This is a genomic window from Acidihalobacter yilgarnensis (assembly GCF_001753245.1).
Lineage (GTDB): Bacteria > Pseudomonadota > Gammaproteobacteria > DSM-5130 > Acidihalobacteraceae > Acidihalobacter > Acidihalobacter yilgarnensis.
Window position 1 is genome coordinate 2241869 of the sequence record NZ_CP017415.1, and the last position, 24465, is coordinate 2266333.

Genomic DNA, 24465 nt, shown 5'->3' on the forward strand with positions numbered 1-24465 from the left:
AGCGGATCAGGATGCAGCATCTGCGGCATGGGCCGCGAGCTCTGCCTCGACCGCATCCGCCTTGTCCTTGGCAGCGGCACCCGCGGTGTTACGCGCGATCAGGCGACCTTCGTTGATCGCATCGGCCGCCGCAGTAACATACAGCTGAATGGCGCGCATGGCGTCGTCATTGCCGGGAATCACGTAGTCGATATTGTCCAGCGGGTTGTTTGTATCCACAACCGCGATCACTGGGATACCCAGCTTGGCCGCCTCGCTCACGGCGATGCGTTCATGACCGACATCGATCACGAACAATGCGTCCGGCAGGCCACCCATATCCTTGATGCCACCCAGGCTTTTCTCGAGTTTTTCCATCTCGCGCCGAAGCCCCAAGGCTTCCTTCTTGCTCACGCGATCAAAACCACCATCACGCTCGATGGTTTCCAGGTCCTTGAGGCGCTGGATCGACTGACGCACGGTCTTGAAGTTGGTCAGCATGCCGCCCAGCCAGCGGTGATTGACGAAAGGCATGCTCGCACGCTCGGCCTCTTCGCGAATGGCCTCTCGGGCCGAGCGCTTGGTACCCACGAACAACACCTTGCCGCCCTTTGAAGCCAACTTGCCAAGGAAATTCATGGCATCGTTGAACAGGGGCAACGTGTGCTCAAGGTTGATAATATGTATGCGATTCCGTTCCCCGAAGATGTAAGGTGCCATCTTGGGGTTCCAATAACGGGCCTGATGGCCGAAGTGCACGCCGGCTTCTAGCATCTGGCGCATGGTAATGTTTGCCATGATGATCTGTTCTCCAGTTTTGGGTTAGACCTCCATGTGCCCCGACCCGCAACCCGCCTCCAAAAGAGGCTTGGGCACCCAGCGAGCCGTGACGGCGCATGTGTGTCGTTAAATGACGCCCGACGGCGTCGAAATCCACGAGGCGCGACCCCACCTCACGAGAGCTTCGGGGAGACGGGTTTGCGCCACGCGCCGGCGCTTTATACCATAAAGGACTTGGCCAACCAACTCCGCCACCCGCCGCCACGACTGGGGCCCAATTGCGAGCAACCATGACAGTTACGATCAAGACCGCGGAAGAAATCGAGAAAATGCGCGTTGCCGGCCGCCTGGCGGCAGAGGTACTCGACATGATCGAGCCTCATGTCAAGCCCGGCGTGACCACCGACGAGCTGGACAAAATCTGTCATGACTACATCGTCGACGTGCAACAGGCTATCCCCGCGCCGCTCAACTATCACGGCTTCCCCCGGTCAATTTGCACCTCGGTCAATCACCAGGTCTGCCACGGCATCCCAGGCAATCGCCGCCTCAAAAACGGCGATATCGTGAACATCGACATCACGGTCATCAAGGATGGCTTCCACGGCGACACCAGTAAAATGTTCTACATTGGCAAATCCAGCGTCGCCGGGCGCCGCGTCTGTGAGATCGCACACGAGGCGCTGTGGATCGGCATTGGCCTGGTGCGGCCCGGCACGCGACTCGGCGACATCGGCGCCGCCATCCAACAGCACGTTGAATCCCGCCATGCCAGCGTCGTGCGCGAATACTGTGGGCACGGCATCGGCCGCGGATTCCATGAAGACCCACAGGTACTCCACTACGGCACCCCCGGCACGGGCATGACGCTCAAGACCGGTATGACCTTCACCATCGAACCGATGGTGAACGCCGGACGGGCCGACGTGAAGGTGCTCGCCGACGACTGGACGGTCGTCACCCGAGATCACAGCCTCTCTGCCCAGTGGGAACACACCATCTTGGTTACCGAAGACGGCCACGAGGTCCTGACCCTACGACGAGAAGAACTGGAGGCGAAAACCCTTGGCGTCGCCTGAGTTCGGAATTGATCCACTATCATCCCTGATTGTCTGGCCACCGATACTCGATCAGTATCTGGAACTCGATCAAGCCCTGAGCAAGCTGCTATCGGATACTACGCGCGATCCGACACGCTATCGCGACTTGATCCAGGCCGTTACTCAGGCACTCGAACAGGCGTTCGAAACCGGTGTGGCTGCGGACGAGCTCGTGCACGGCCGAGCCGCGTTCGTAGACCGTCTCCTACGGCAGATATGGGCCGACACCGGCCTCGGCGAGCAACCCGATATCGCCTTGTTCGCCGTCGGTGGCTACGGCAGAGGCGAGTTGCTGCCTGCTTCCGACATCGATCTGCTGCTGCTGACACCCGACGGCGCCTCGGAAAACCAACAAGCATCCATCGCAGAATTCCTGCGTCGCCTCTGGGACGGCGGACTCAATGTCGGCCATAGCGTCCGCACACTTGACGAGTGCATCAGCGAGGCCACGCGCGATATCACCGTCGTGACCAACCTGATGGAGGCACGTCTGCTCGCCGGCTGTGATCGACTCTTCGGTACATTGATGGATGCCATCGGCCCCGCACGCATCTGGCCAAGCCGGGAATTCTTTGCCGCCAAGCTGACCGAGCAATCGCGACGCCATCAGAAATTCGGCGACACGGCCTATCGCCTGGAACCCAACGTCAAGGACGGGCCAGGCGGTTTGCGCGATATTCAGATGATTGGCTGGGTCAGCAAACGGCACTTGGGCGCGCGACGCATGAGTGACCTAGTACGCCACGGCTTCCTGACCGAGGACGAATACCGCGAGCTCAAGGCCGGGCAATCCTATCTATGGCGTATCCGCTTCGCCCTGCATACCCTCACCGGCCGTGCGGAAGACCGGCTCTTGTTCGACCATCAGGTCGCGCTGGCCAAGCAAAGCCACTTTGCCGACGAGGACCACAATCTTGCGGTCGAGCAATTCATGCAGGGCTACTACCGCATCGTCATGAATCTCGAACGGCTCAACGAAATGCTGCTGCAGCATTATCGCGAATGCATTCTGCATGCCGACGATGCCTGTGTCTCCGAACCGCTCAATGAACGATTCCAGATTCGACTCAATTTCATCGAGGTTCGGCACGAGTCGGTATTTCGCGATTATCCACCGGCACTCCTGGAGATATTTCTGCTCTGCGCACGGCATACGCATATAGAAGGTGTACGTGCCGCGACCATTCGTCTGATCCGCCAGCATCGTCATCTGATTGACGACGCCTTCAGGCGCAACCCGATCTGCCGAGATCTATTCATGCAGATCCTGCGTGAACCCAGCGGCATTACGCTGCAGCTGCGCCGCATGAATCGCTACGGCATCCTGGCAGGCTACTTACCCGCCTTCGGCAGTATCGTCGGGCGCATGCAGTACGACCTGTTCCACGTTTATACGGTGGACGAACATACGCTCATGGTCCTGCGCAACGTAAGACGCTTCAGCCTGCCTCAGGTTGCCGGCGACTCGCCACGCTACCACGCGCTTTTCCGTATACAACCGAAGCCAGAACTACTCTATCTCGGCGCCTTATTCCATGACATTGGCAAGGGTCGCGGTGGCGATCATTCTCAGGTTGGCGCCGTGGAGGCAGAAACTTTCTGTCGGCTGCACGGGTTGTCAGAGGCCGACGGTGAATTGGTCAGCTGGCTGGTACGCAACCACCTACTGATGTCCATGACGGCCCAGCGCAAGGACATCAGCGATCCCGAAATCATCCATGCCTTCGCATCTCAAATCGGCTCGCAATTGCGCCTTGATAGCCTCTACCTGCTCACTATTGCAGATATCCGCGCGACCAATCCCGAGCTATGGAATACCTGGCGGGAAACGTTGCTGGCCGACCTCTACGCAGCCACAAGGCAGCTACTGGCGCGAGGCCTGCACGTGCGCCAAGACCATACGGACATGATCGAGTCGGTGCAACGCGAATCACTGGCACGCCTCACCAAGCTCAACCTCCCCTCCGAACCCGCCCAAGCCTTATGGCACGAACTCAGCGACGATTATTTCCTTCGTCATTCCGCGGATGAGATCGCCTGGCATACCGCTTCGATCCTGGAGAGCGAACAACGTCCCGTCGTGCGCATCCGGCAGACCACCGAGCGCGGCGGCAGCGAAATCTTCGTCTATGCCGGCGACTCGACGCAGATATTCGCGCATATCACCAGCACGCTCGACGGACTCGGGCTCGACATCGTCGACGCCCGCATCACCACCGCACAACACGGCTGGGTACTCGATAGCTTCATGGTCCTTGAAGAAGGCGGCGAAACCATAGATGGCGGATTCCGCGCAGAGGAAATCGTCACCCGCCTGCGGGAAACGCTCACCCAGCTCCACCGCCCGCCAGAAAAAGTCCGACGCCGCATGCCCCGACGGCTCAAGCATTTCGACATTCCACCACGCGTCACCTTCAGCCATGACGCTCCGCGTCATTGGACCGCGCTCGAACTCAATACCAATGATCGGCCCGGACTACTATCCGCCGTGAGCCAAGCGATGGCGGATCAGGGGGTACGCATCCACAATGCGAAAATATCAACCATCGGAGAGCAGGCCAGCGACGTGTTTTATGTGACTACCGTGGACGGGCATCCGATCGACGATCCCTCAACCCAGGAACGCATACGCACTGCCATGCTCAAGGCGTTAAGCGATATCAACCGCAACGGGAGCAAGACGCCTTAGTACCGGCATCGCACACACGCGCTTCATTTATACTACGCCCCCACTCGGAAAATCCTGGCCGATGAACCCAGAACTCGACCGTCTTCACCCCTATCCCTTTCAAAAGCTTGCCAAGCTATTCGCGGGCACGTCTGCCGCCGATATGTCGCGCATCGCCTTTTCCATCGGCGAACCCAAGCACCCGACCCCAGGCTTCATCCGCGAGGCCATGCTTGAGCACCTGCACACCTTATCGAGCTATCCGACAACCCAAGGCAGCAGCATGCTGCGCGAGTCTATCGCCGATTGGTTGACCCGCCGCTTCGATCTCCCTGCTGCTGCCGTCGACCCGAACGGCACGTGTTACCGGTCAACGGCACTCGAGAAGCCTTGTTCGCCTTCGCGCAAACGCTCGTGGCCCGAGGTGATCAGGCGCGCGTGTTCATGCCCAACCCCTTCTATCAGATCTACGAAGGCGCAGCCCTACTGGCCGGTGCTGAACCCTATTTCCTCCCTTGCGACGCCGCCAACAACTTTCTGCCCGATCTCGACCGCGTACCAGCCAGTGATTGGGATCATTGCCAATTGCTCTATCTATGCACACCAGGCAACCCAACCGGGGCGGTCATGAGTGAAGCCACGCTCATGCGCCTGATCGAACTGGCAGAACGCCATGATTTCGTCCTCGCCTCCGACGAGTGCTATAGCGAAATCTACCCCAACGAAGACCTCCCGCCGGCTGGGTTGCTGGGCGCCTGCATACGCGCAGGCAACACCGCTTTCGAACGCTGTGTCGTCTTTCACAGTTTATCGAAACGCTCCAACGCACCAGGCCTGCGATCCGGCTTCGCCGCCGGCGACGCCGAAATACTCCAACGCTTTCTGCAATACCGCACCTATCAAGGCGGTGCGATGCCGCCACCGGCACAAGCAGCCAGCGCACTGGCTTGGCAGGACGAAACGCATGTACGAGAAAATCGCGCACGCTATCGTGCCAAATTCGATGCCGTACTGGAAATTTTATCGCCCGTCATGGAAGTCGCTCGACCGGACGGCGGCTTCTATCTCTGGCCAAAAACCCCGATTGCCGACACGAAATTCGCCCATTTGCTGTATGCCAGCCAAAACGTCATCGTATTGCCTGGCAGTTATCTCTCACGCCCCGAACCCAATGGCGATCCTGGTGCCAACCGCGTGCGAATCGCATTGGTCGCACCGATTGAAGAATGCATCGAGGGTGCCTGGCGCATCAGGCGCCTGATCGAAACACTCTAAACCCTGCTCGGAGATTCACCATGTCAGATATTCAACACATCATCGAAGAAGCCTTTGAGCGGCGCGCGGAAATCACACCGCGCACCGTGGAAACCCACGTCAAGGACGCCATCATCGGCGCTATCAATCAGCTCGATGCCGGCACATTGCGCGTAGCGGAAAAACGCAACGGCACATGGGTCGTGAACGAATGGCTCAAGAAAGCAGTACTGCTCGGTTTCAGAATATGGGACAACGACTTCATCAAGGGCGGTTTCACCAATTACTACGACAAGGTGCCGTCTAAATACGCAGATATCAGTTCGCGTGAATTTCGAGAAGGCGGCGTGCGCGTCGTTCCACCCGCCACGGCCCGAAAAGGCGCATATATCGCACCCGGCGTCGTATTGATGCCGTCGTACGTAAACATCGGCGCCTACGTCGACACCGGGACCATGGTCGATACCTGGGCCACCGTCGGCTCCTGTGCGCAAATCGGCAAAAACGTTCATCTTTCAGGCGGGGTGGGGATCGGCGGCGTACTGGAACCGCTGCAAGCAGCCCCCACCATCATCGAAGATAATTGCTTTATCGGTGCCCGTTCCGAAATCGTCGAAGGCGTCATCGTCGAGGAAGGTGCCGTTATCTCCATGGGCGTCTACATCGGTCAAAGCACCAAAATATACGATCGCGAGAGCGGTGAAATTCTCTATGGTCGCGTGCCGGCCGGGGCGGTTGTTGTCTCCGGCAATCTGCCGTCAAAAGATGGGCGCTATAGCCTCTACTGTGCGGTTATCGTCAAGCGAGTAGATGAAAAAACCCGTGCCAAAGTCGGCATCAACGCCTTGTTGCGAGACATTTGACCTCAGCATCCCCGGAGAGCCGTCCCATGCGCGATTTCCCCTTGCTGCTAGGCAATATCCTATGGTTCATCCTGGGTGGTTTCGCTGTGGGACTGGCCTGGTGGTTTGCCGCCGCGATCATGATCATTTCCATCATTGGCATACCCTGGGCACGCGCGGCCTTCGTGATTGGGCGATTTTCTTTTTTCCCCTTCGGCTACCGAGTCGTAGAACGGCGCGCACTGTTCCAGCGCAGCGATATCGGCAGCGGCTTACTCGGCCTGCTCGGCAATCTGATCTGGTTCGTATTCGCCGGTATCTGGCTAGGCATAGCGCATCTGATGGCAGCACTGCTGTGTTTTCTGACTATCATCGGTATCCCTTTTGGGCTGCAACACATGAAGCTTGCCCAGATATCTCTCTTCCCCATCGGGAAAACCATCGTTCCGAATGATGCAATATGACACTCACACTCTATGGCATACGACCGTGCGACACCGTCAAGAAGGCGCGTCATTGGCTGGACACGCGCAACATCGAATACCGCTTCCACGATTTCCGTGTCGATGGGCTCGCCCCAGCCCTACTTCAATCATGGCTTGATCGAAAAGGCCATGAGGCATTGATTAACCGCCGTAGCACGACCTGGCGAGGCCTGTCGGATACGGCGCGGGCTGGCTTGAATAGGGAACATGCGCTAACCCTCATACTTGCCAATCCCACATTGATCAAGCGCCCGGTGCTCACCGGCCCGGATTTATTGCTCATTGGCTTCGATGAAAAAGCCTATGCGCGCCTGACGACCGACTGAACTGAGAGATGTAGCCATGTCAGATACGCTGGAACTCACTCGCGCACTGGTCGCCCGCCCATCCGTCACGCCTGATGATGCCGATTGTCAAAAACTCATCGCACAACGACTGGCCCCGCTCGGCTTCACTGCTGAACATATGCGATTCAATTCAGTCGATAACCTCTGGTTGCGCCGGGGCAAGCGAAATCCGCTATTCTGCTTCGCCGGACATACCGACGTCGTGCCCACCGGTCCATTGGAACACTGGACCACACCGCCGTTCGAAGCGACCATCCGCGAAGGTAATCTCTACGGGCGAGGCACTGCGGATATGAAGGGTTCCATCGCGGCCATGATTACCGCCATCGAACGATTTCTCATCGATCATCCCGACGCCCCCGGTTCCATTGCCCTGTTACTGACTAGCGACGAAGAAGGCCCCGCCACACACGGCACCGTCAAGGTCATCGAAACCCTGCAGACACGCGGCGAATCGATCGACTGGTGCCTGGTGGGCGAACCCTCTAGCACGGACACTATAGGCGACACCATCAAAAATGGGCGTCGTGGGTCCCTGACGGGATATATGCGCATCCATGGCAAGCAGGGACATATCGCCTATCCCCATCTCGCCATCAACCCTATTCACGAAGCAGCGCCCGCACTGCTCGAACTGACTCAAACCAAGTGGGACGATGGCAACAAACACTTCCCGCCCACCTCGTTTCAGATATCCAACATCAAGGCGGGGACAGGTGCTGGCAACATTATTCCCGGTGAGATGTTCGTTGAATTCAACTTTCGCTACTCAACCGAAAACACTTCAGAAATGCTGCAGAAGCGCGTACTCGAAATACTCGAGCGCCATCGACTGACGTTCGATCTCGATTGGACGCTCTCGGGGAAACCCTTCCTCACGGCCGCCGGTCCTCTCGTGGAGGCGGTACGCGAAGCAACGAGATCCGTAAACGACGCGCCGGCCATGCTTTCAACGGCCGGAGGTACATCCGATGGCCGTTTTATCGCGCCTTTAGGCATCCAGGTCGTTGAACTCGGACCGGTCAATCAAAGCATCCATCAGATCGATGAGCACGTCGATGTCCGCTCGCTCGATACCCTAAGCCTGATTTACCAACGCGTACTGGAAAACCTGCTGATCTCGCTCCCTTACTCCCATAACTAAAGCGGCATCACCATCTATAAAAAAGGGCTCCTTACGGAGCCCTTTTTGTTGCCAGCATCAGGTTTATTCAAACTGATGGCAGTTTAATCATGCCTTACGTGGCCGGCCACGACGCTTCTTGGGGGCCGCACCTTGCTGAAGTTTGGATAACTCGCGTGCCTGCCAATCTTCCGCAAACTTAGCAACGACCTTTTCACGCATTTCAAAAAGTTTCATCAATGCATTTTCGCGTTTCGTGACTTCCTTCAGTTCAAGCTTGAGAGTTGCAAGCTCAAGTTTGGCTTCCGCCAGCTTTTCCTTCAAATTGGCCTTAATCGCACGATCACGCTCCACCGCGCTCGTAGCGTTTGCAGAACGAACAACAGCAGCCTTCGGCGGACGACCCGGACCACGCTTCTTCTTCGGCGCGGCAGCGACGACAGAAACTGCGCTCGCAGCCTTCGGCGGACGACCCGGACCGCGCTTCTTCTTCGGCGCGGCAGCGACGACAGAAACTGCGCTCGCAGCCTTCGGCGGACGACCCGGACCGCGCTTCTTCTTCGGCGCGGCAGCGACGACAGAAACTGCGCTCGCAGCCTTCGGCGGACGACCCGGACCGCGCTTCTTCTTCGGCGCGGCAGCGACGGCAGAAACTGCGCTCGCAGCCTTCGGCGGACGACCCGGACCACGCTTCTTCTTCGACGCAACAGCGGCAACATCAGCAGCATCCGCAATCATGGCTTTTGCCGGGCGGCCAGGGCTGCGCTTTTTCTTGGTGCCATCGACGGCCTTAACAGCCGTCTTCGCCGTCTTCTTGGTCCGAACCGTTTTTTTCTTGGCAGGCGCGGCCGGACTCGCGGCCGATGCAGGCTCTGAGTTCGTCGTCACCTTAGGTTCGACGACTTCACTACCAGCGGGCTGCTGATTCATTTCCACGTTTTCGACCGACATTCAAATTCCCCTTATTAAACAATTGTGATGCAATCATACTAGAATATATTCTCAAGGCATTCCAATACAAGCGCCGATTATCTGTTTTTCTGCTCCGATGAGCGGGACAACCCAAGAAACCGGCATTACGAATGCCGCTTCGTCATCGCCACAGACACACACTAACAATAGAAGAGATGCCATTGAACCCGAACAAAAAAATGGATATTCGCGTAGGTCTGCCACGCAGATTACTCTCGATCGCGTACGACGGACTATTGATGTTCGCTTTACTTATCGTTGCGAACGCCTTACTGATTCCGTTCCTTCACGGCAAGTCGATTACACCTGGAAACCATCTCTACCAACTTTACTTGTTGTACGTCATCTATCTATTTTTCGCTTGGTTCTGGATACATGGCGGACAGACGCTGGGCATGAAAGCCTGGGGTATTCATTTGGTATCTGACGATGGAAAACCCATCGGGTGGTGGCGCGCGACCGTTCGATTCTTCAGCGCCATAATCTCATGGGCATTGCTCGGAGGTGGTTTCTTATGGTCCTTGGTCGATCGTGAAAAGCGAAGCCTGCACGACATTTTAAGTCACACTCGACTGATCCGGGTCGCAGCCACCTCATCGAAGCCGTCGCAGCGCGAACAAGCTGACGAAAAGGAAAAGGCCTAAAGGCAACATGGCACTTAACAAAGGGGCCAACCCGAATACCAAACCCACTTGGTTACTCAGGCGATTGAGGAAATAAAAACCAACTCCGACGACGATTCCGATGAACAGCCGCTGACCAGCCCCTCCTGAACGCTGCGAACCGAAAACGAACGGGATCGCCAACATGAGCATGACCAGCGCCGACAATGGCGTGGTAAAGCGCTGCCAAAATGACAACTCATAGCGTGACGCATCCAAGTGATTCCGCTTGAGATATCCCACATATTGTGCAAGAGCCGGTAACGTCATCTCCCCGGGTTGCGTGTCCAGCAAGTCGAAAAGTCGAGGCGAGATCAGCGCCGGTGTCTTCATCGTCATCAACTGTTCGACTTGCACGCGCTCGGGATCATCGAAAACACTTTTTTGGACATCATGTAACATCCAAGCTTTGTCGCCATAGCGCGCGCTGGCCGCATGTAAAGCCAAGCGCAAATGTCCCACCGGTGAAATCGTATAAACACTGATACCCATGAGTCGACGCCCAGGCAAAGCATGGTCGATATGGATATAGCGATCGCCATCCCTTGCCCAGATATCGCTACCTTCGCGAACAACCTGCTGCCCACTTTCAGCCGCAACTTTTAACGCTTGTCCCATGCGAGCTGCTTCGGGCCCCACCCATTCACCGAAGGGCAAAGCCACCACAATCATGATAATTCCGGCCATAAGCGCGGCGCGCACAACCCCGGCAACCGATACACCGACGGCCCGAATAGCAATCAGTTCGCTATGTGCGGCGAGATTGCCGAGACTGAGCAAACTTCCGATCAATACCGCAGTCGGAAACAGCGTGTACATACGTTGCGGCTCGGTATAGAGCGTAAATAAAATTGCCTGAGCCAGGCCGTAATGGCCGTGCCCGACACTGTCTATCTCCGCGAGAAAGGCGAATACCCAATCCAACAACGTCAAAAGCAAAAGCGCAACCAGGCTACCACCGATTACCGCGCGCATGAGATAGGTATTGATACGCCTCATGCCACACGACGCCGGATTGTCACCGGCCAGCGCCAACCCGCGCGGCGCCACCAGAGCAAGCTGGCCAGTGCCAGAATCACCAGATGCGGCCACCACATACCGATCCAGACCGGGACAATGCCTTTTTCCATCCAGGCTTTAGCAATCAAAATCAAATTGGCATATACCACATAAATCAGCATACCGAACACGAGTTGCCCATAACGCCCCTGGCGTGGACGCACATGACTCATCGGCACCGCCAGCAAGATTAATATCAACGTCGAAATCGGGATCGCCAGACGCCACTCCAGTTCTGCCAAATCGGCTGCGCCTCCATGGCGCCACAAGGTCAAGGTAGGCATCGCAATTCGGCGAAGCGTGCCACTCCGATGGATCGCGGCCAAAGGCATGACCGCCTGATAACGATCAAATTGTAAAATCTTGTAATTTGCAGATCCTGCATGCCCGTCATAGCGCGTGCCGTTGATCAACGACAGCACACGAAGTCCCTTGTCGCGCTCAATTTGCAATGTGCCCGAATGCGCACTGAGTACAACCGGCACGCCATTATCGACGGCATGCACGAAAATATCCTCCAACCGCTTCCCCTGGCCACTCAAATTCGCTACGAATGCAACAACTCGCCCACCGTCCAATCCCATGAAGCGACCGGATTCAACGCCAGCGAAATCCATTCGCTGCTGTCCCTCGTGCTGTATGACCACACTTTGCTGCGAAGCCCAGGGATAGGCCATGAGCATCAGGTATAGGGATAGCAAAGCCATCGGCAGGCCCAGCAGCATCAGACCTCCGTACAACCGCAAAGGACTCACGCCTGCAGCTTGAATGGCCGTCATTTCGCTATCACGGTAAAAACGGCCGAATGTCAGCATGACTGCGAGGAAGAGCGCCACCGGCATCAGCAACATCATCGCCTTGAGGCTTTCGACCGCAACCAGCGAGGCCAACAGTTCGACGGGCAAGGCGCCGCTGGCCGACAAGCCCAGCAGGCGGACAAAGGTACTTCCGATGATCACCAGCCCAAGAACGAATCCTACCGCGAGCAGCGATACAAGGACTTCAATGGCAAGATATCGAGCAAGAATGCGCATGAGAATTGACGGGAATTTTTAGACTGCGCAAGTTTGCCATAGAATAGCTCGGGTACCGTAACGGCATTAAACCGCCGCACCCTGCCAATGGATACCGGAGCCCGCGCATGGAATTCTCGCCAACCACACTCTCTACGCATGAAATCAAGACGCCTTGCCTCGTACTCGGACTTTTTACGGGGAACCGGCACGCTGGCTTGATCAAACAGATTGATGAAGCGACCGGCGGCTGGCTACAAAAACAGCTCAAGCGCGGAGACTTCAGCGGCAACAAGGGGCAGTGCCAGTATCTATACGATCCACCAGGACTATTGGCGGAACGCCTACTGTTGGTCGGATGCGGCGATTCAGACGATTTTGGAGAGCGCGCATACTTCGAAGCATGCCAGAACGCAGCAAAAACGCTGAACGAGGGGGGCGCTAAACAAGCGGTATCCTGCCTACCCGCACTGAAAGTTGGCCGCCACGATCTCGACTGGAAGCTTCGCCAAGCCACTTACAACAGCGGAATCGCGCTTTACGCCTTCAACGAATTCAAGAGCAAAGCAGAAAAAGTCAAAGCCCCGCTGCGAAACCTAGCGCTTTGGATCGGACCGGACGAAGATATCACCACAGCAGTCGAATCCATCCGCACCGGTGAAGCACTTCTCTCGGGTATCACCTTGGCGCGCGACCTGGCGAACCGCCCCGGCAACATCTGCACGCCGACGCACCTCGCGAAACAGGCCAAGGCTCTGAAGAAACAGTATGCCCGCATGAGCCTCGAAGTCCTTGAGGAAGCCGACATGGAAAAACTCGGCATGGGTGCATTTCTATCCGTATCCCGTGGCAGCGAGGAACCGGGCAAGCTCATCATTCTCAACTATCAGGGTGGCGAAAAAAGTGCGCGCCCTATCGTACTCGTCGGCAAGGGCATCACCTTCGACACTGGTGGCATTTCCCTCAAGCCCGGCGCACAAATGGATGAAATGAAATACGACATGGGTGGCGCTGCAAGCGTCCTCGGCACACTCAGCGCCTGCGCCCAGCTTGAATTGCCACTGAACGTCATCGGCGTTATCGCCGCGGCGGAAAATATGCCAGACGGACGCGCAAGTAAGCCTGGTGACATCGTCAAGACACTGTCAGGGCAGACGGTCGAAATCCTCAATACCGACGCCGAAGGTCGGCTGGTGCTTTGTGACGCGCTCAGTTATGTCGAACGCTTCAATCCTGACTCGGTAGTCGATATGGCCACCCTCACTGGCGCGTGCATTGTCGCACTCGGTCATCAGGTCAGCGCCGTGCTCGGCAACCATCCACCCTTGATCCAGGAAATCATCCAAGCCGGTCAAACCAGCTTCGACCGTGCCTGGGAACTGCCCCTATTCGAGGAATACCAGGAGCAACTCAAGAGTAATTTCGCCGATATGGCGAATATTGGTGGACGCTCGGCCGGCACTATCACGGCGGCAAGCTTCCTGGCCCGCTTCACCAAAACCTATCACTGGGCGCACCTGGATATCGCCGGCACCGCCTGGGTTAGCGGAGACAAAAAGGGCGCGACCGGCCGTCCCGTCGGCTTACTGCTGCAACTACTGCTCGATCGGGTAGCCAGTGCCCACTGAGACTGGACCGGGAACGATGACTCGCGTTGACTTCTACCTGCTGCCCACAGATGAACCCGTCGCCCGTCTACAGTTGGTATGCAGACTGGCGGGCAAGGCCTTCGCCAGTCTGCGGCGGCTGCACATCCATGCGGCCACCCCCGCGGAATGCGCCCTGCTCGACCGTCTGTTGTGGACCCATGAAGACGCGAGTTTTCTGCCGCATGCGATCACGCATGCGGCCGATCCCAATTATCCGATCACGCTCGGACACACCGTAGAATCCCTTGCCGATGGTATGGCGCTGATCAATTTGGCTGATGATGTTCCCAGCCAATTCGACTGCTTCGACCAAGTTGCCGAGATCGTCGACGAGGACCCCGACCGCAAGGCACGCAGTCGCAAGCATTATCGTCTATACCGGGAGCATGGCTGCGAGCTGCAGCATCACCAGCTGGAGCTTACGACGTGAAACGCCCTGACCCACGTGATATTCCCACGCTAGACGACCTCGTCTTTCCCGGGGAACAGCCCAGCGAATCCACGCACGTCACGCACGCCGAATCACCCAATCAGCCCCTACCGGAAAACAGCTTGACGCAGTTCTTGTCCACTGAAGCCGCCTCGCTGACAGCGTATGAACAGGGAGCTGCTGCCTCGTATGGACGCGAGCCTCAGTTTCGATCGACTGATTCCGCGGACGCGGAATCGTCAAACATCGACGACACTGAAGATCGGCCATCGCCTCATCGGCTCGAAGACATCACGCGGCCCCCTGCAGCGCCAGCACCTTTCACCCCGATTTCGGCGCTGGAAGACATAGAATACCGTCACGATCCCGTGCTTCCCTTTATCGAGCGAGAAGACGACGCTGCGCTACCAGCAAACGCTCCGATCATCGAGAACGAAACCATCGACGACCCAGCATTAGCGTCATCAAGACCAACTAATGCGCCCTTAGCTGCCACACCGAACCGAGAGGGGCACGATACTCGCTGGCGCGAACCCAGCTTCCAGCCTGATGGAAAAGACATCGCACCGGAAGGCCCTCGCCTCGGGCCGATCCAACACCTCCAGTTACTGGCAGAAGAGGATCTACAAGGACCCCTCTTCCGCGCTCAAGGCGAGCAACCAGAATCCACAACCGAGATTGCCTTCCAGGCTATCGATGCACCCGGGCTCGATCCAGAGGATCCCTGGGCATTGCGCACCCCCCTCTCGAAGCTGACCTACCAGACCCAATCCGACACCCATTTTTCCTTCGCCACGGCTGAGCCTCCCCCGATCACGCCATCCCGCCAAGCCCTACGTCGACCACCGAAGAGGCGCTGACAACACTCAAGTCACTGGAAATGTCTGTCGGTGCGCCGACCACATCCGAATCAGACAAAACGGACGCTATCGAGGCAATGGTCCAAAAGGCGATACTTGAGGCATTGGAGGTTGAATTGCCGCTACTCGCACAACGTCTTACGGAGGCAGTCATGCGGGAAATTCGCCAAAATCCCGACTGACTCGGCACAAGCGCTCGGCAGCCTCTGCCGGCACCGTTATAATCCCCGCTTCGCAATGAATGCCCATCGGATACCTCATGGATAAGAGCTACGACCCTCACTCGATCGAACAACGCTGGTATACGCAATGGGAGGCACGCGGCCATTTCAAGCCCCAGGGCGAGGGTCAGCCCTATTGCATCATGATCCCACCACCAAATGTGACCGGCACCCTGCACATGGGCCACGCGTTTCAAGACACACTGATGGACACGTTGATCCGCTACCACCGCATGCGTGGCGACAACACCCTCTGGCAAGCCGGTAGCGATCACGCAGGCATCGCCACGCAAATGGTCGTAGAACGCCAGCTCAACGCCGAGGGCCTGAACCGACACGACCTTGGCCGCGAGGCCTTCGTCGAGCGCATCTGGCAGTGGAAGGCTGAATCCGGGGGCAACATCACCCACCAGCTACGCCGTATGGGCGCGTCGCTGGACTGGAGCCGAGAACGGTTCACCATGGACGAGGGTCTGTCAAAGGCGGTGCAAGAGGTCTTTGTCCGCCTGCACGAGGAAGGCCTGATCTACCGCGGCAAGCGCCTTGTGAACTGGGACCCGGTGCTGCATACCGCCATCTCCGATCTCGAGGTCGTCTCCGAAGAAGAACAGGGGCAGCTCTGGCACTTCCGTTACCCCCTCGCCGAAGGCGACGGCTATCTGGTGGTTGCCACGACGCGACCAGAAACCATGCTTGGCGATACGGCGGTCGCCGTGCATCCTGCCGATGCCCGCTACCAGGACATGATCGGGCGCAGCATTCGCCTGCCACTGACTGACCGCCTGATACCCATCATTGCCGACGAGTACGTCGACCCTGAATTCGGCACCGGTTGCCTCAAGATCACGCCTGCCCACGACTTCAACGATTATGCCGTAGGTCAGCGGCACGACTTGCCCATCATCAATATTTTCACCCCAGATGCGCACCTCAACGATCTGGCGCCCGACGCCTTCCAGGGACTCGATCGCCTCGATGCGCGCAAGCGCGTGGTGGCCGCGATGAAGGCATTGGGGCTACTGGAGAAGATCGACGACCACAAGCTGATGGTGCCACGTGGAGATCGCTCCGGCGCCGTCATCGAGCCTTATCTGACCGATCAGTGGTACGTCAAGGCGGCGCCGCTGGCCGAACCCGCCATCCGTGCCGTCGAGGATGGACGCATCCGGTTCATCCCCGACAACTGGAGCAAGACCTACTTCGAGTGGATGCGCAACATCGAAGACTGGTGCATCTCGCGCCAGCTCTGGTGGGGGCATCGCATCCCCGCCTGGTACGATGCCGACGGCAACATCTACGTCGCGCGCTCGGAAGCCGAAGTCCGCGAGAAATACGGCCTGGCGGACACGCTTGCGCTGCGTCAGGACGAAGACGTACTCGATACCTGGTTCTCCTCCGCCCTGTGGCCATTCTCCACACTGGGCTGGCCGGACGACACCGCCGAACTCAAGCGCTATTATCCGACCAGCGTGCTGGTCACCGGTTTCGACATCATTTTCTTCTGGGTCGCGCGCATGGTCATGATGGGCCTCAAGTTCATGGGCGACGTTCCCTTCCGCGAGGTCTACGTGCACGGCCTCGTGCGCGATGCCGAGGGACAGAAAATGTCCAAGTCCAAGGGCAACGTCCTCGACCCGCTCGACCTGATCGACGGCATCCCGCTGGAAGACCTGCTGGCCAAGCGTGCCCGCGGGCTGATGCAACCGCACATGGCCGAGCGCATCGATGCCACCACACGCAAGGAATTTCCCGACGGCATTGCCGCCTTCGGTACCGACGCACTGCGCTTCACCTTCGCCGCCCTCGCCACCACGGGACGTGACATCCGCTTCGATCTCGGGCGCATCGAAGGCAACCGCAACTTCTGCAACAAGCTCTGGAATGCTGCACGCTACGTATTGATGAACACCGAGGCCCAGGACACTGGACTCGGCGACACACCGGTCGAACTGTCGCTTGCCGATCACTGGGTCATCTCCCGTCTGCAACGCCTGGAGCAAGAGGCCGCCACCCAGATCGAGGCCTATCGCTTCGACCTACTGGCACGCGCGCTCTACGATTTCACCTGGCATATCTACTGCGACTGGTACCTCGAACTCGCCAAAACCGTGCTGACGGACGAAACCGCGAGTGTGACCGCGCAACGCGGTACACGACGCACACTGGTCCGCGTACTGGAGGCTGTCCTCCGCCTGATCCATCCGATCATGCCTTACATCACCGAGGAAATCTGGCAACAGGTAGCGCCGCTGGCCGGGGAAACCGGCGATACCATCCTGCTGCGCCTTTACCCAGAATGTGATTCCACACTGATCGATGCCGCAGCGGAGGCCGAAATGGAGTGGGTCCAACAATTCATCCTCTCGATCCGCCGTATCCGCTCGGAAATGGACATCGCGCCTGGACGCCCGGTGCCGGTACTGGTGCAGGGACACGATGAGATCGAACAGCTACGTTACAAAACACACCGCGGCTTCATCGATTCACTCGCACGCCTGTCCGATGTGCAATGGCTGAGTGCCGACGAGACCGCACCCGAGGCCGCCACTGCGCTGCTAGGCGACACCCGCCTGTTGATTCCGCTTGCAGGGCTCATCGACAAAGAAGCCGAGCTCGCGCGCCTGAACAAGGAAATCGCCAAACTGGAAAATGGACTCGCTCAGTGTCAGGCAAAGCTCGCCAACGAAAATTTCGTGGCGCGAGCACCCGAAGCGGTCGTCGAACAGGAGCGCGGACGGGTTCGGGACATGGATACCGCGCTCGCGCAGCTGCGTGAGCAGGCGGCGCGTATCCAGGCCCTTTGAGACGCGGATAAGGAAGACGGACTCGATGAGCACATTGCCGACACAACACGAGCAGATCATTCAGACCCACGCCGCGCTCATCGTCAACGTCGTGCGTGCGGCTCAGAATCCGGCGCTACGTGCGCCGCTCGACGAGGTGCTCCGCGTCAGTGCCGAGAACGGCTGGGGTGCATTGGTTGCCGCCATCCGGCGCATTATCGAGGGTGTCCGCGAACTCAGCCTCTTGGCCGGGCTCGACGAAGAGGATAGCGTGATCGTGGAAGCCATCCTCCGTGGTCTACAGGACCCAGCCACCCTACCGGACCCAAATGCCAAACCCGACCCGGTGCTCGCGGCCCCCGGCCTGGCCGCCATGATTCACGCTAGCCGACGCGGCGACGTGCAAGCACTTCAGCTACTTTCGGGGATGGCCGAGCAGATGACCAAGGTCGGTGGCGATATGGGGCGAATGGGCGGCATCATGCGCCGATTGGTCGATGGTGAACGCAATCCCGAAATACTCGCCAAGGGCATGAGTGCACAGGGCGAGTCGCTATTGCTTGCCGTACTCGAAGAACTCGGCAAGCTGGACATGCATTGACACGATGGCCAGAACCGGGCTCCAGCAGAGTACCTAACCCCTCAACCGTAGCGGGCGAACGTCAGGCCATCCGGATCGATCTCGGGTGTCCGACCGGATATCAGATCGGCCAGCAGGCGCGACGACCCGCAGCTCAAGGTCCAGCCCAACGTGCCATGGCCGTTGTTAAGGAACAGATTATCGTATGACGTGGGACCGATGATCGGCGGGCCGTCAGGGGTCATCGGGCGCAGACCGCACCAGTATTCGGCCTGACTCAGATCTGCGGCATCGGGGAACCAGTCCCGCGCGACGCGCTCGATCACGCCATACCGCTGTTCTGAGAGCGACAGGTCGAAACCCGCCAACTCGGCAATCCCGGCCACGCGCAGGCGGTCGCCGAGGCGCGTAATCGCCACCTTGCGCGCCTCGTCGATCATGGTCGAGCGAGGTGCCGCCTCGGGTTCGATAATGGGCGCCGTCAGCGAATACCCTTTGACTGGGAACACCGGCAACCGGATACCCAGCGGTGCCAACATACCTGGGGCATAACTACCGGCGGCCATCACGTAGGCATCGGCCGTCACCACCCCCTGGTCGGTGTCGATACCCTCGATACGCCCGGCCGCGGCGCGTACGCTGGCCACATTCACGCCATAACGAAAGTCGACGCCGGCGGCCACGCAATGTCCAGCCAGCGTTTCGGTAAATTTACGGCAATCACCAATCTCGTCGCCGGGAAAGCTCAGCCCACCGGCCAAGCGCTCACGTACGCGCGCAAGCCCAGGTTCGACCTGCAGGCAATCTTCGACTGACATGCGGCGGGCGGGAATACCGGCCTCGGCGAGCAATTCCAGTTCCTTGTCGAGGCCCGCCATCTGCGAAGGATCGCGAAATAGCTCTAAGGTACCATCGGCACCCTCGTCGTAGCGTAGACCCAAGGTCTCGCGTAATTCGATCAGTGCAGTATGGCTGTAGCGGCCTAGGCGCAACAGCCGTGATTTGTTGATCGCATAACGTTCGGCGGAACAGTTGCGCAGCATGTCAGCAACAAAACGCCACTGCGCAGGATCGCTCCGCCAGCGCATCACCAGCGGGGCATCGGGATCGAAAAGCCAGCGCAGAGCCTTGAGCGGAACGCCAGGGGCAGCCCAGGGTGTCGCGTAGCCCCAGGAAACCATACCGCCATTGGCAAAGCTGGTTTCGAGGGCCGGGCCCGACTGACGTTCCACCACGGTCACTTCATGGCCGGCGCGTTGCAGATACCAAGCACTGGTGACGCCGATGACGCCGGCACCCACGATCAGGACCTTCATGCTGTCTCCCTTGCGTCTCGAATTGCGTGTCCAGGGCGGAATGTATGCCTGAGTGGCGGCTGCACCGACATCAGGGCATTTCAAACTCGCCGACGCGCCGCCCTACCGCCAGGAGGGAGTGGATTCTACCCGAAACGCCCGGTGATGTAGTCCTCGGTTTCCTTGCTGCCGGGATTGGTGAAGATGGTGTTGGTGTCGTTAAATTCAATCAGCTTGCCCAGATACATGAAGGCGGTATAGTCGGAGACGCGTGCCGCCTGCTGCATGTTGTGCGTCACGATGGCAATGGTGTAGTCGTTCTTCAGCTCGTAGATCAATTCCTCGATCTTCAATGTCGAGATCGGATCCAGCGCCGAAGCGGGTTCGTCGAGCAGCAATACCTCTGGCTTGACCGCAATCGCGCGCGCGATGCACAAACGCTGCTGCTGGCCGCCGGAAAGTTGTGTGCCGTTCTGCTTGAGCTTGTCCTTGACCTCGTCCCAGATAGCCGCCTTGTTCAACGCCCATTCCACGCGATCATCCATCTCCGCGCGCGCCAGTCGCTCGTAGAGCTTCACCCCAAATGCGATATTGTCGTAGATGGACATCGGAAACGGTGTCGGCTTCTGGAATACCATCCCGACCTTCGCCCGCAGCAAGTTGAGGTCTTCCCCCGGCCCCAGAATATTGTGCCCATCGAGCAGAATTTCACCCTCCGCACGTTGATCCGGGTACAGGTTGTAGATGCGATTGAAGGTGCGCAACAACGTCGATTTACCGCAACCGGAGGGTCCGATGAAGGCCGTTACCTGGCGTTCGGGTATCTGCAAACTGATGTCGTACAGCGCGCGGTACTTGCCATAGAAAAAATTGAGATCCCGGACCATCAGCTTGGGATCGGGTACCTCGTGCAATCCAACGTGCCTTTTTTCTGCGTGCGGTTGCGCGCCGCCACCGGCTGCACCAGAGGTGTCCATGGCATGCTGCTGTTTGACGGAAAGCTGTTTCATGGGAGTCACTCCGTGTTTCAGTCGGTATTACGCGAGCGCAGCACAGCGCGCGCCGCGATGTTCATGATGAGCACCGATAAGGTGATCAGCAGCGCGCCGGCCCAGGCGAGATGCTGCCAGCGTTCATAGGGGCTCATCGCGAAATTGAAGATAACCAGCGGTAGCGCCGGCATTGGCCTGTTCATGTCCAAGTTCCAGAACTGATTCCCCAGCGAGGTGAATAACAGCGGCGCGGTCTCGCCGACGATCTGTGCCGTCGCCAGAACGATGCCGGTCACCAAGCCTGTCATGGCCGAGCGATAAACGATCCACACGGTCACGCGCCAGCGCGGCGCGCCCAAGGCAACCGCGGCCTCACGCATGGTATCCGGTACCAATCCAAGCATGTTGTCAGTAGTACGCACCACGACGGGGATTACAATCAGCGCCAGCGCAACCGCCCCAGCCCAGCCACTGAATTGCCCCATGTGTACGACCATGACCTCGTAAACGAAGACACCGAGGACGATCGAGGGCGCGCTCAACAAAACGTCGTTGATAAAACGCACCAGCGGTGTGATCCACGAGCGACGCCCGTATTCGCAAAGATAGGTGCCGGCGAGTATGCCGATGGGCGCGCCGAAAAGCACCCCAAAGACGGTAAGCATCACCGTCCCCATAATGGCATTGGCGAGCCCGCCACCCGCACTGCCGGGACCGGGCGTATTTTCGGTGAATACACGCCAATCAAGATAGGCCGCGCCTTCTGAGATCAGCGTCCACATCAGCCAACCCATAAAAAACAGCCCGAACAGGGTTGCCGCCACCGACATACCTTGATTGAAGTAATTGACGACGCGGCGTCGCATATAGCGCTTCATATCGTCATCTCAGGCCTTCTGACCGCCCTGCGTCCGCTCTAGCCGCATAAGCAGCAACCGCGCGAAGGACAGGACGATGACTGTGATAACGAAAAGCAGAAAGCCGAGTGCGATCAACGACGAGGTATACAACTTGCCGTCGGCTTCGGTGAATTCGTTGGCCAAGGTTGAGGAAATGGTGCTGCCCGGCATGAACAATGAAAGATGCAGATCGTGGGCATTGCCGATCACGAAGGTCACGGCCATGGTTTCGCCCAATGCGCGCCCCAGTCCCAGCATGATGCCGCCGATGACGCCTACCTTGGTATAGGGCAGTACCACGCGCCAAACGACCTCCCAGCGAGTGGAGCCCATGGCGTAAGCCGATTCCTTGAGCGTACGTGGAACAACCTCGAATACATCACGCATGATGGCTGCGATGAAGGGGATCACCATGATCGCGAGAATGAAGCCTGCATTGAATACGCTGATGCCAATTGGCAGCCCCTGGAACATCGGGCCGATCAGCGGTAACGCACCGAACGTATCGGTCATCAGCGGCTGAATATGGTCGGTAAAAAAAGGGGCGAATACGAACAAACCCCACATGCCGTAAATGATCGAGGGTATCGCGGCTAATAGTTCGATCGCCGTACCCACTGGACGCTTGAGCCAGGATGGCGACATTTCGGTGATGAACAGCGCGATGCCAAAGCTGATCGGTATGCCGATCAGCATCGCAATCAGCGAAGTCACCAAGGTACCGACCATGGGCGTGAGCGCGCCGAACTGGAGCGTCACCGGATTCCATTCGCTGCTGACCAGGAAGTGCCAACCGAAGTGCTCGAAGGCCGGCCACGCCGACCAAGCCAGCGTGAGCAGAATCGCAGCCAGCACCGCAAGCACGAACACTGCAAAGAACAGTGTCGTCCATTGGAACAGGCGGTCGCCCCATGCTTGGGAATGCACGTTTGCAGCGACGCTCGCCGGGATCTCCTTATTCACGCTATCGGCCTCTATGGAGGTTATCGGATACATGAGCTGACTCGGAGGGTGAAATTTACAGGCTTAGCCATCCTGAGACAAAACAAAGGCAGGGAACCGGTCGAGCAACCGGCTCCCTGCACCTCGCTCGGCCCCTCGGCTAAGCCGCGGGCCGAGCATGCCTCAAACCGACTTATTCGGCGTCGCTTGAGGTCCAAACCGCCGCACCGTCAGCACCCTTGATGTCGGAGGCCCAAGTGGCTTCGACCATTTTGACAACCTTCTCGGGCATCGGAACATAATCCAGCTTCTCAGCCATCGTCTGGCCATGACGGTACGACCAGTCGAAGAACTTGAGGACCGCCTTGGTCACTTCAGGCTTGTCGGCCTGCTTGTAGACCAGAATGAAGCTGGCGCCGGTGATCGGCCAGCTCTTGGCCCCAGGCTGATCGGTCAATACCATGTAGAAACCCGGCGCATGCTGCCAATCAGCTCCGGCAGCAGCGGCCTGGAAGTTCTCAGCGGTCGGGGAAACGTATTCGCCATCAAGATTCTTCAGGCGCACGTAATTCATTTTGTTCTGCAGGGCATAGGCATACTCGACGTAGCCGATTGACCCGTTGATACGATTCACGTAATTGGCGACACCCTGATTACCCTTGCCACCCACACCCGCCGGCCAGTCGACCGACTTGTTGTTACCGATCTTGTCGGCCCAGGACTTGCTGACCTTGGTCAGGTAGTTTGTGAAGATAAAAGTCGTCCCGGAACCATCGGAGCGATGCACCACGGTAATGGCACGATGGGGCAGCTTGAGCCCCGGATTCATCGCCTCAATACGGGCGTCGTCCCAATGCTTGATCTTGCCCATGAAAATATCGGCCAGCAACTCCCCGTCAAGACGCAAATGCCCCATGTGCAAGCCCTTGATGTTGACCACTGGCACCACACCGCCCATGATCATCGGGAACTGCATCAGACCATGTTTTTCCAGCTCATCGGCCTTCAAAGGTGCATCAGAGGCGCCGAAATCGACGGTCTTGGCCTTGATCTGTTTGATGCCACCACCGGAACCGATGGCTTGGTAATTGAGTTCCACGCCGGTGGCCTTGTGATAGGCATCCGCCCACTGGGAATACACCGGATACGGGAAGGTCGCACCAGCACCATTGATCTGCGTGACTTCCGCCTGGGCCAATCCAGCGCTCATCAGAGCGACGCCGATGACCACGCCCTTGCTGAAATACTTGAGCATGTCTATTACCTCGATTTTGCTTACGAATGGAGCCAGAATCGGGGCCCCCCCTTGCGAACTGGCTGCAGGCAGTCTAGGGAGCCCGTGTGACAATGTCGTGACACCCAAACACGCCCTGTTGGCGCCCAAAACCGGGCGCTATGCTAGGATCATGCCGCCTCGACAACCACGATCCAGCAGCCCCCGACACCCACACAAAACCGGTGAAAAAACGCCGCACATGTCATTGATAAAGCGAACATTAATAATCTTTTTTACGTCCTGGGCGCTATTCG

Annotated in this window: 21 protein-coding genes and 1 pseudogene; 13 read left to right on the plus strand and 9 right to left on the minus strand. The window is 58.2% G+C overall.

Annotated elements, in window-relative coordinates; translation table 11 throughout:
* Positions 1 to 6 precede the first annotated feature (6 nt).
* Complete coding sequence (gene rpsB, locus BI364_RS10730) at positions 7 to 777, minus strand: 30S ribosomal protein S2 (RefSeq protein WP_070078733.1); 771 nt, start codon at positions 775 to 777, stop codon at positions 7 to 9.
* A gap of 272 nt (positions 778 to 1049) precedes the next feature.
* Between rpsB and map the strand changes: the two genes are divergently transcribed.
* The 7 genes and pseudogenes from map (at position 1050) to dapE (ending at position 8599) form a co-directional block, all read left to right on the plus strand.
* Positions 1050 to 1838, plus strand: a complete 789-nt coding sequence (gene map, locus BI364_RS10735) for a type I methionyl aminopeptidase (protein ID WP_070078734.1) — start codon at positions 1050 to 1052, stop codon at positions 1836 to 1838.
* A complete protein-coding gene (glnD, locus tag BI364_RS10740; protein WP_070078735.1) occupies positions 1825 to 4548 on the plus strand; it encodes a [protein-PII] uridylyltransferase in 2724 nt (907 codons plus the stop codon). Before map ends, glnD begins: the two co-directional genes overlap by 14 nt.
* A 61-nt stretch (positions 4549 to 4609) precedes the next feature.
* Positions 4610 to 5802: pseudogene (dapC, locus tag BI364_RS10745) on the plus strand (succinyldiaminopimelate transaminase).
* Between the two features lie 20 nt (positions 5803 to 5822).
* Positions 5823 to 6644 (plus strand): 2,3,4,5-tetrahydropyridine-2,6-dicarboxylate N-succinyltransferase, encoded by an 822-nt coding sequence (gene dapD, locus BI364_RS10750; RefSeq protein ID WP_070078736.1) that lies wholly within the window; start codon positions 5823 to 5825, stop codon positions 6642 to 6644.
* A 26-nt stretch (positions 6645 to 6670) separates the two neighbouring features.
* On the plus strand, positions 6671 to 7087 hold the full coding sequence (locus BI364_RS10755) for a YccF domain-containing protein (RefSeq protein ID WP_070078737.1): 417 nt from the start codon (positions 6671 to 6673) through the stop codon (positions 7085 to 7087).
* Positions 7084 to 7434 (plus strand): ArsC family reductase, encoded by a 351-nt coding sequence (locus BI364_RS10760; RefSeq protein WP_070078738.1) that lies wholly within the window; start codon positions 7084 to 7086, stop codon positions 7432 to 7434. The genes BI364_RS10755 and BI364_RS10760 overlap by 4 nt, the downstream gene beginning before the upstream one ends.
* Before the next feature lie 16 nt (positions 7435 to 7450).
* On the plus strand, positions 7451 to 8599 hold the full coding sequence (gene dapE / locus BI364_RS10765; protein WP_070078739.1) for a succinyl-diaminopimelate desuccinylase: 1149 nt from the start codon (positions 7451 to 7453) through the stop codon (positions 8597 to 8599).
* A gap of 87 nt (positions 8600 to 8686) precedes the next feature.
* On the opposite strand, the gene BI364_RS10770 is transcribed toward dapE, so the two are convergent.
* The gene (locus tag BI364_RS10770) at positions 8687 to 9529 is read right to left on the minus strand and encodes a hypothetical protein (RefSeq protein ID WP_070078740.1); all 843 of its coding nucleotides are present in this window, start codon (positions 9527 to 9529) and stop codon (positions 8687 to 8689) included.
* 182 nt (positions 9530 to 9711) lie between these two features.
* On the opposite strand from BI364_RS10770, the gene BI364_RS10775 reads away from it, so the two are divergent.
* Positions 9712 to 10194, plus strand: a complete 483-nt coding sequence (locus BI364_RS10775; RefSeq protein WP_233279498.1) for an RDD family protein — start codon at positions 9712 to 9714, stop codon at positions 10192 to 10194.
* On the opposite strand, the gene lptG is transcribed toward BI364_RS10775, so the two are convergent.
* Entirely contained in the window at positions 10144 to 11211 is a 1068-nt protein-coding gene (gene lptG / locus BI364_RS10780) for an LPS export ABC transporter permease LptG (protein WP_070080021.1), read from the minus strand. The two genes, BI364_RS10775 and lptG, sit on opposite strands and share 51 nt — an antisense overlap.
* On the minus strand, positions 11208 to 12305 hold the full coding sequence (gene lptF, locus BI364_RS10785) for an LPS export ABC transporter permease LptF (RefSeq protein ID WP_070078742.1): 1098 nt from the start codon (positions 12303 to 12305) through the stop codon (positions 11208 to 11210). Before lptF ends, lptG begins: the two co-directional genes overlap by 4 nt.
* 107 nt (positions 12306 to 12412) lie before the next feature.
* Here lptF and BI364_RS10790 point away from each other — a divergent pair, with 107 nt between their 5' ends.
* The 5 genes from BI364_RS10790 to BI364_RS10810 all read left to right on the plus strand — a co-directional run bounded on the left by BI364_RS10790 (position 12413) and on the right by BI364_RS10810 (position 18828).
* A complete protein-coding gene (locus BI364_RS10790; RefSeq protein WP_070078743.1) occupies positions 12413 to 13912 on the plus strand; it encodes a leucyl aminopeptidase in 1500 nt (499 codons plus the stop codon).
* 16 nt (positions 13913 to 13928) lie between these two features.
* Positions 13929 to 14363, plus strand: a complete 435-nt coding sequence (locus BI364_RS10795) for a DNA polymerase III subunit chi (RefSeq protein ID WP_070078744.1) — start codon at positions 13929 to 13931, stop codon at positions 14361 to 14363.
* Positions 14360 to 15223, plus strand: a complete 864-nt coding sequence (locus tag BI364_RS10800; protein ID WP_070078745.1) for a hypothetical protein — start codon at positions 14360 to 14362, stop codon at positions 15221 to 15223. Before BI364_RS10795 ends, BI364_RS10800 begins: the two co-directional genes overlap by 4 nt.
* Positions 15224 to 15482: 259 nt before the next feature.
* The gene (locus BI364_RS10805) at positions 15483 to 18248 is read left to right on the plus strand and encodes a valine--tRNA ligase (protein ID WP_070078746.1); all 2766 of its coding nucleotides are present in this window, start codon (positions 15483 to 15485) and stop codon (positions 18246 to 18248) included.
* Positions 18249 to 18273: 25 nt separating this feature from the next.
* Positions 18274 to 18828 (plus strand): hypothetical protein, encoded by a 555-nt coding sequence (locus BI364_RS10810; protein WP_070078747.1) that lies wholly within the window; start codon positions 18274 to 18276, stop codon positions 18826 to 18828.
* A gap of 41 nt (positions 18829 to 18869) precedes the next feature.
* On the opposite strand, the gene BI364_RS10815 is transcribed toward BI364_RS10810, so the two are convergent.
* From BI364_RS10815 to pstS, 5 genes are all read right to left on the minus strand, one after another.
* Positions 18870 to 20207 carry a D-amino acid dehydrogenase gene (locus BI364_RS10815; RefSeq protein ID WP_267887957.1) on the minus strand — a complete coding sequence of 446 codons (1338 nt, stop codon included), beginning with the start codon at positions 20205 to 20207 and terminating at the stop codon, positions 18870 to 18872.
* Between the two features lie 41 nt (positions 20208 to 20248).
* The gene (gene pstB, locus BI364_RS10820; RefSeq protein WP_233279499.1) at positions 20249 to 21112 is read right to left on the minus strand and encodes a phosphate ABC transporter ATP-binding protein PstB; all 864 of its coding nucleotides are present in this window, start codon (positions 21110 to 21112) and stop codon (positions 20249 to 20251) included.
* A 17-nt stretch (positions 21113 to 21129) separates the two neighbouring features.
* Positions 21130 to 21972 carry a phosphate ABC transporter permease PstA gene (gene pstA / locus BI364_RS10825; protein ID WP_070078749.1) on the minus strand — a complete coding sequence of 281 codons (843 nt, stop codon included), beginning with the start codon at positions 21970 to 21972 and terminating at the stop codon, positions 21130 to 21132.
* Positions 21973 to 21981: 9 nt separating this feature from the next.
* Positions 21982 to 22956 carry a phosphate ABC transporter permease subunit PstC gene (gene pstC, locus BI364_RS10830; protein ID WP_233279500.1) on the minus strand — a complete coding sequence of 325 codons (975 nt, stop codon included), beginning with the start codon at positions 22954 to 22956 and terminating at the stop codon, positions 21982 to 21984.
* 172 nt (positions 22957 to 23128) lie between these two features.
* On the minus strand, positions 23129 to 24190 hold the full coding sequence (pstS, locus tag BI364_RS10835; protein ID WP_070078750.1) for a phosphate ABC transporter substrate-binding protein PstS: 1062 nt from the start codon (positions 24188 to 24190) through the stop codon (positions 23129 to 23131).
* Positions 24191 to 24465: the final 275 nt, after the last annotated feature.

Excerpts from the sequence above, each read along its gene's own strand:
- rpsB (WP_070078733.1), bottom strand. The coding sequence starts at position 777 with ATGGCAAACATTACCATGCGCCAGATGCTAGAAGCCGGCGTGCACTTC.
- map (WP_070078734.1), top strand. The coding sequence starts at position 1,050 with ATGACAGTTACGATCAAGACCGCGGAAGAAATCGAGAAAATGCGCGTT.
- dapD (WP_070078736.1), top strand. The coding sequence starts at position 5,823 with ATGTCAGATATTCAACACATCATCGAAGAAGCCTTTGAGCGGCGCGCG.
- BI364_RS10755 (WP_070078737.1), top strand. The coding sequence starts at position 6,671 with ATGCGCGATTTCCCCTTGCTGCTAGGCAATATCCTATGGTTCATCCTG.
- BI364_RS10760 (WP_070078738.1), top strand. The coding sequence starts at position 7,084 with ATGACACTCACACTCTATGGCATACGACCGTGCGACACCGTCAAGAAG.
- dapE (WP_070078739.1), top strand. The coding sequence starts at position 7,451 with ATGTCAGATACGCTGGAACTCACTCGCGCACTGGTCGCCCGCCCATCC.
- BI364_RS10770 (WP_070078740.1), bottom strand. The coding sequence starts at position 9,529 with ATGTCGGTCGAAAACGTGGAAATGAATCAGCAGCCCGCTGGTAGTGAA.
- lptG (WP_070080021.1), bottom strand. The coding sequence starts at position 11,211 with ATGAGGCGTATCAATACCTATCTCATGCGCGCGGTAATCGGTGGTAGC.
- lptF (WP_070078742.1), bottom strand. The coding sequence starts at position 12,305 with ATGCGCATTCTTGCTCGATATCTTGCCATTGAAGTCCTTGTATCGCTG.
- BI364_RS10790 (WP_070078743.1), top strand. The coding sequence starts at position 12,413 with ATGGAATTCTCGCCAACCACACTCTCTACGCATGAAATCAAGACGCCT.
- BI364_RS10795 (WP_070078744.1), top strand. The coding sequence starts at position 13,929 with ATGACTCGCGTTGACTTCTACCTGCTGCCCACAGATGAACCCGTCGCC.
- BI364_RS10805 (WP_070078746.1), top strand. The coding sequence starts at position 15,483 with ATGGATAAGAGCTACGACCCTCACTCGATCGAACAACGCTGGTATACG.
- BI364_RS10810 (WP_070078747.1), top strand. The coding sequence starts at position 18,274 with ATGAGCACATTGCCGACACAACACGAGCAGATCATTCAGACCCACGCC.
- pstB (WP_233279499.1), bottom strand. The coding sequence starts at position 21,112 with ATGAAACAGCTTTCCGTCAAACAGCAGCATGCCATGGACACCTCTGGT.
- pstA (WP_070078749.1), bottom strand. The coding sequence starts at position 21,972 with ATGAAGCGCTATATGCGACGCCGCGTCGTCAATTACTTCAATCAAGGT.
- pstS (WP_070078750.1), bottom strand. The coding sequence starts at position 24,190 with ATGCTCAAGTATTTCAGCAAGGGCGTGGTCATCGGCGTCGCTCTGATG.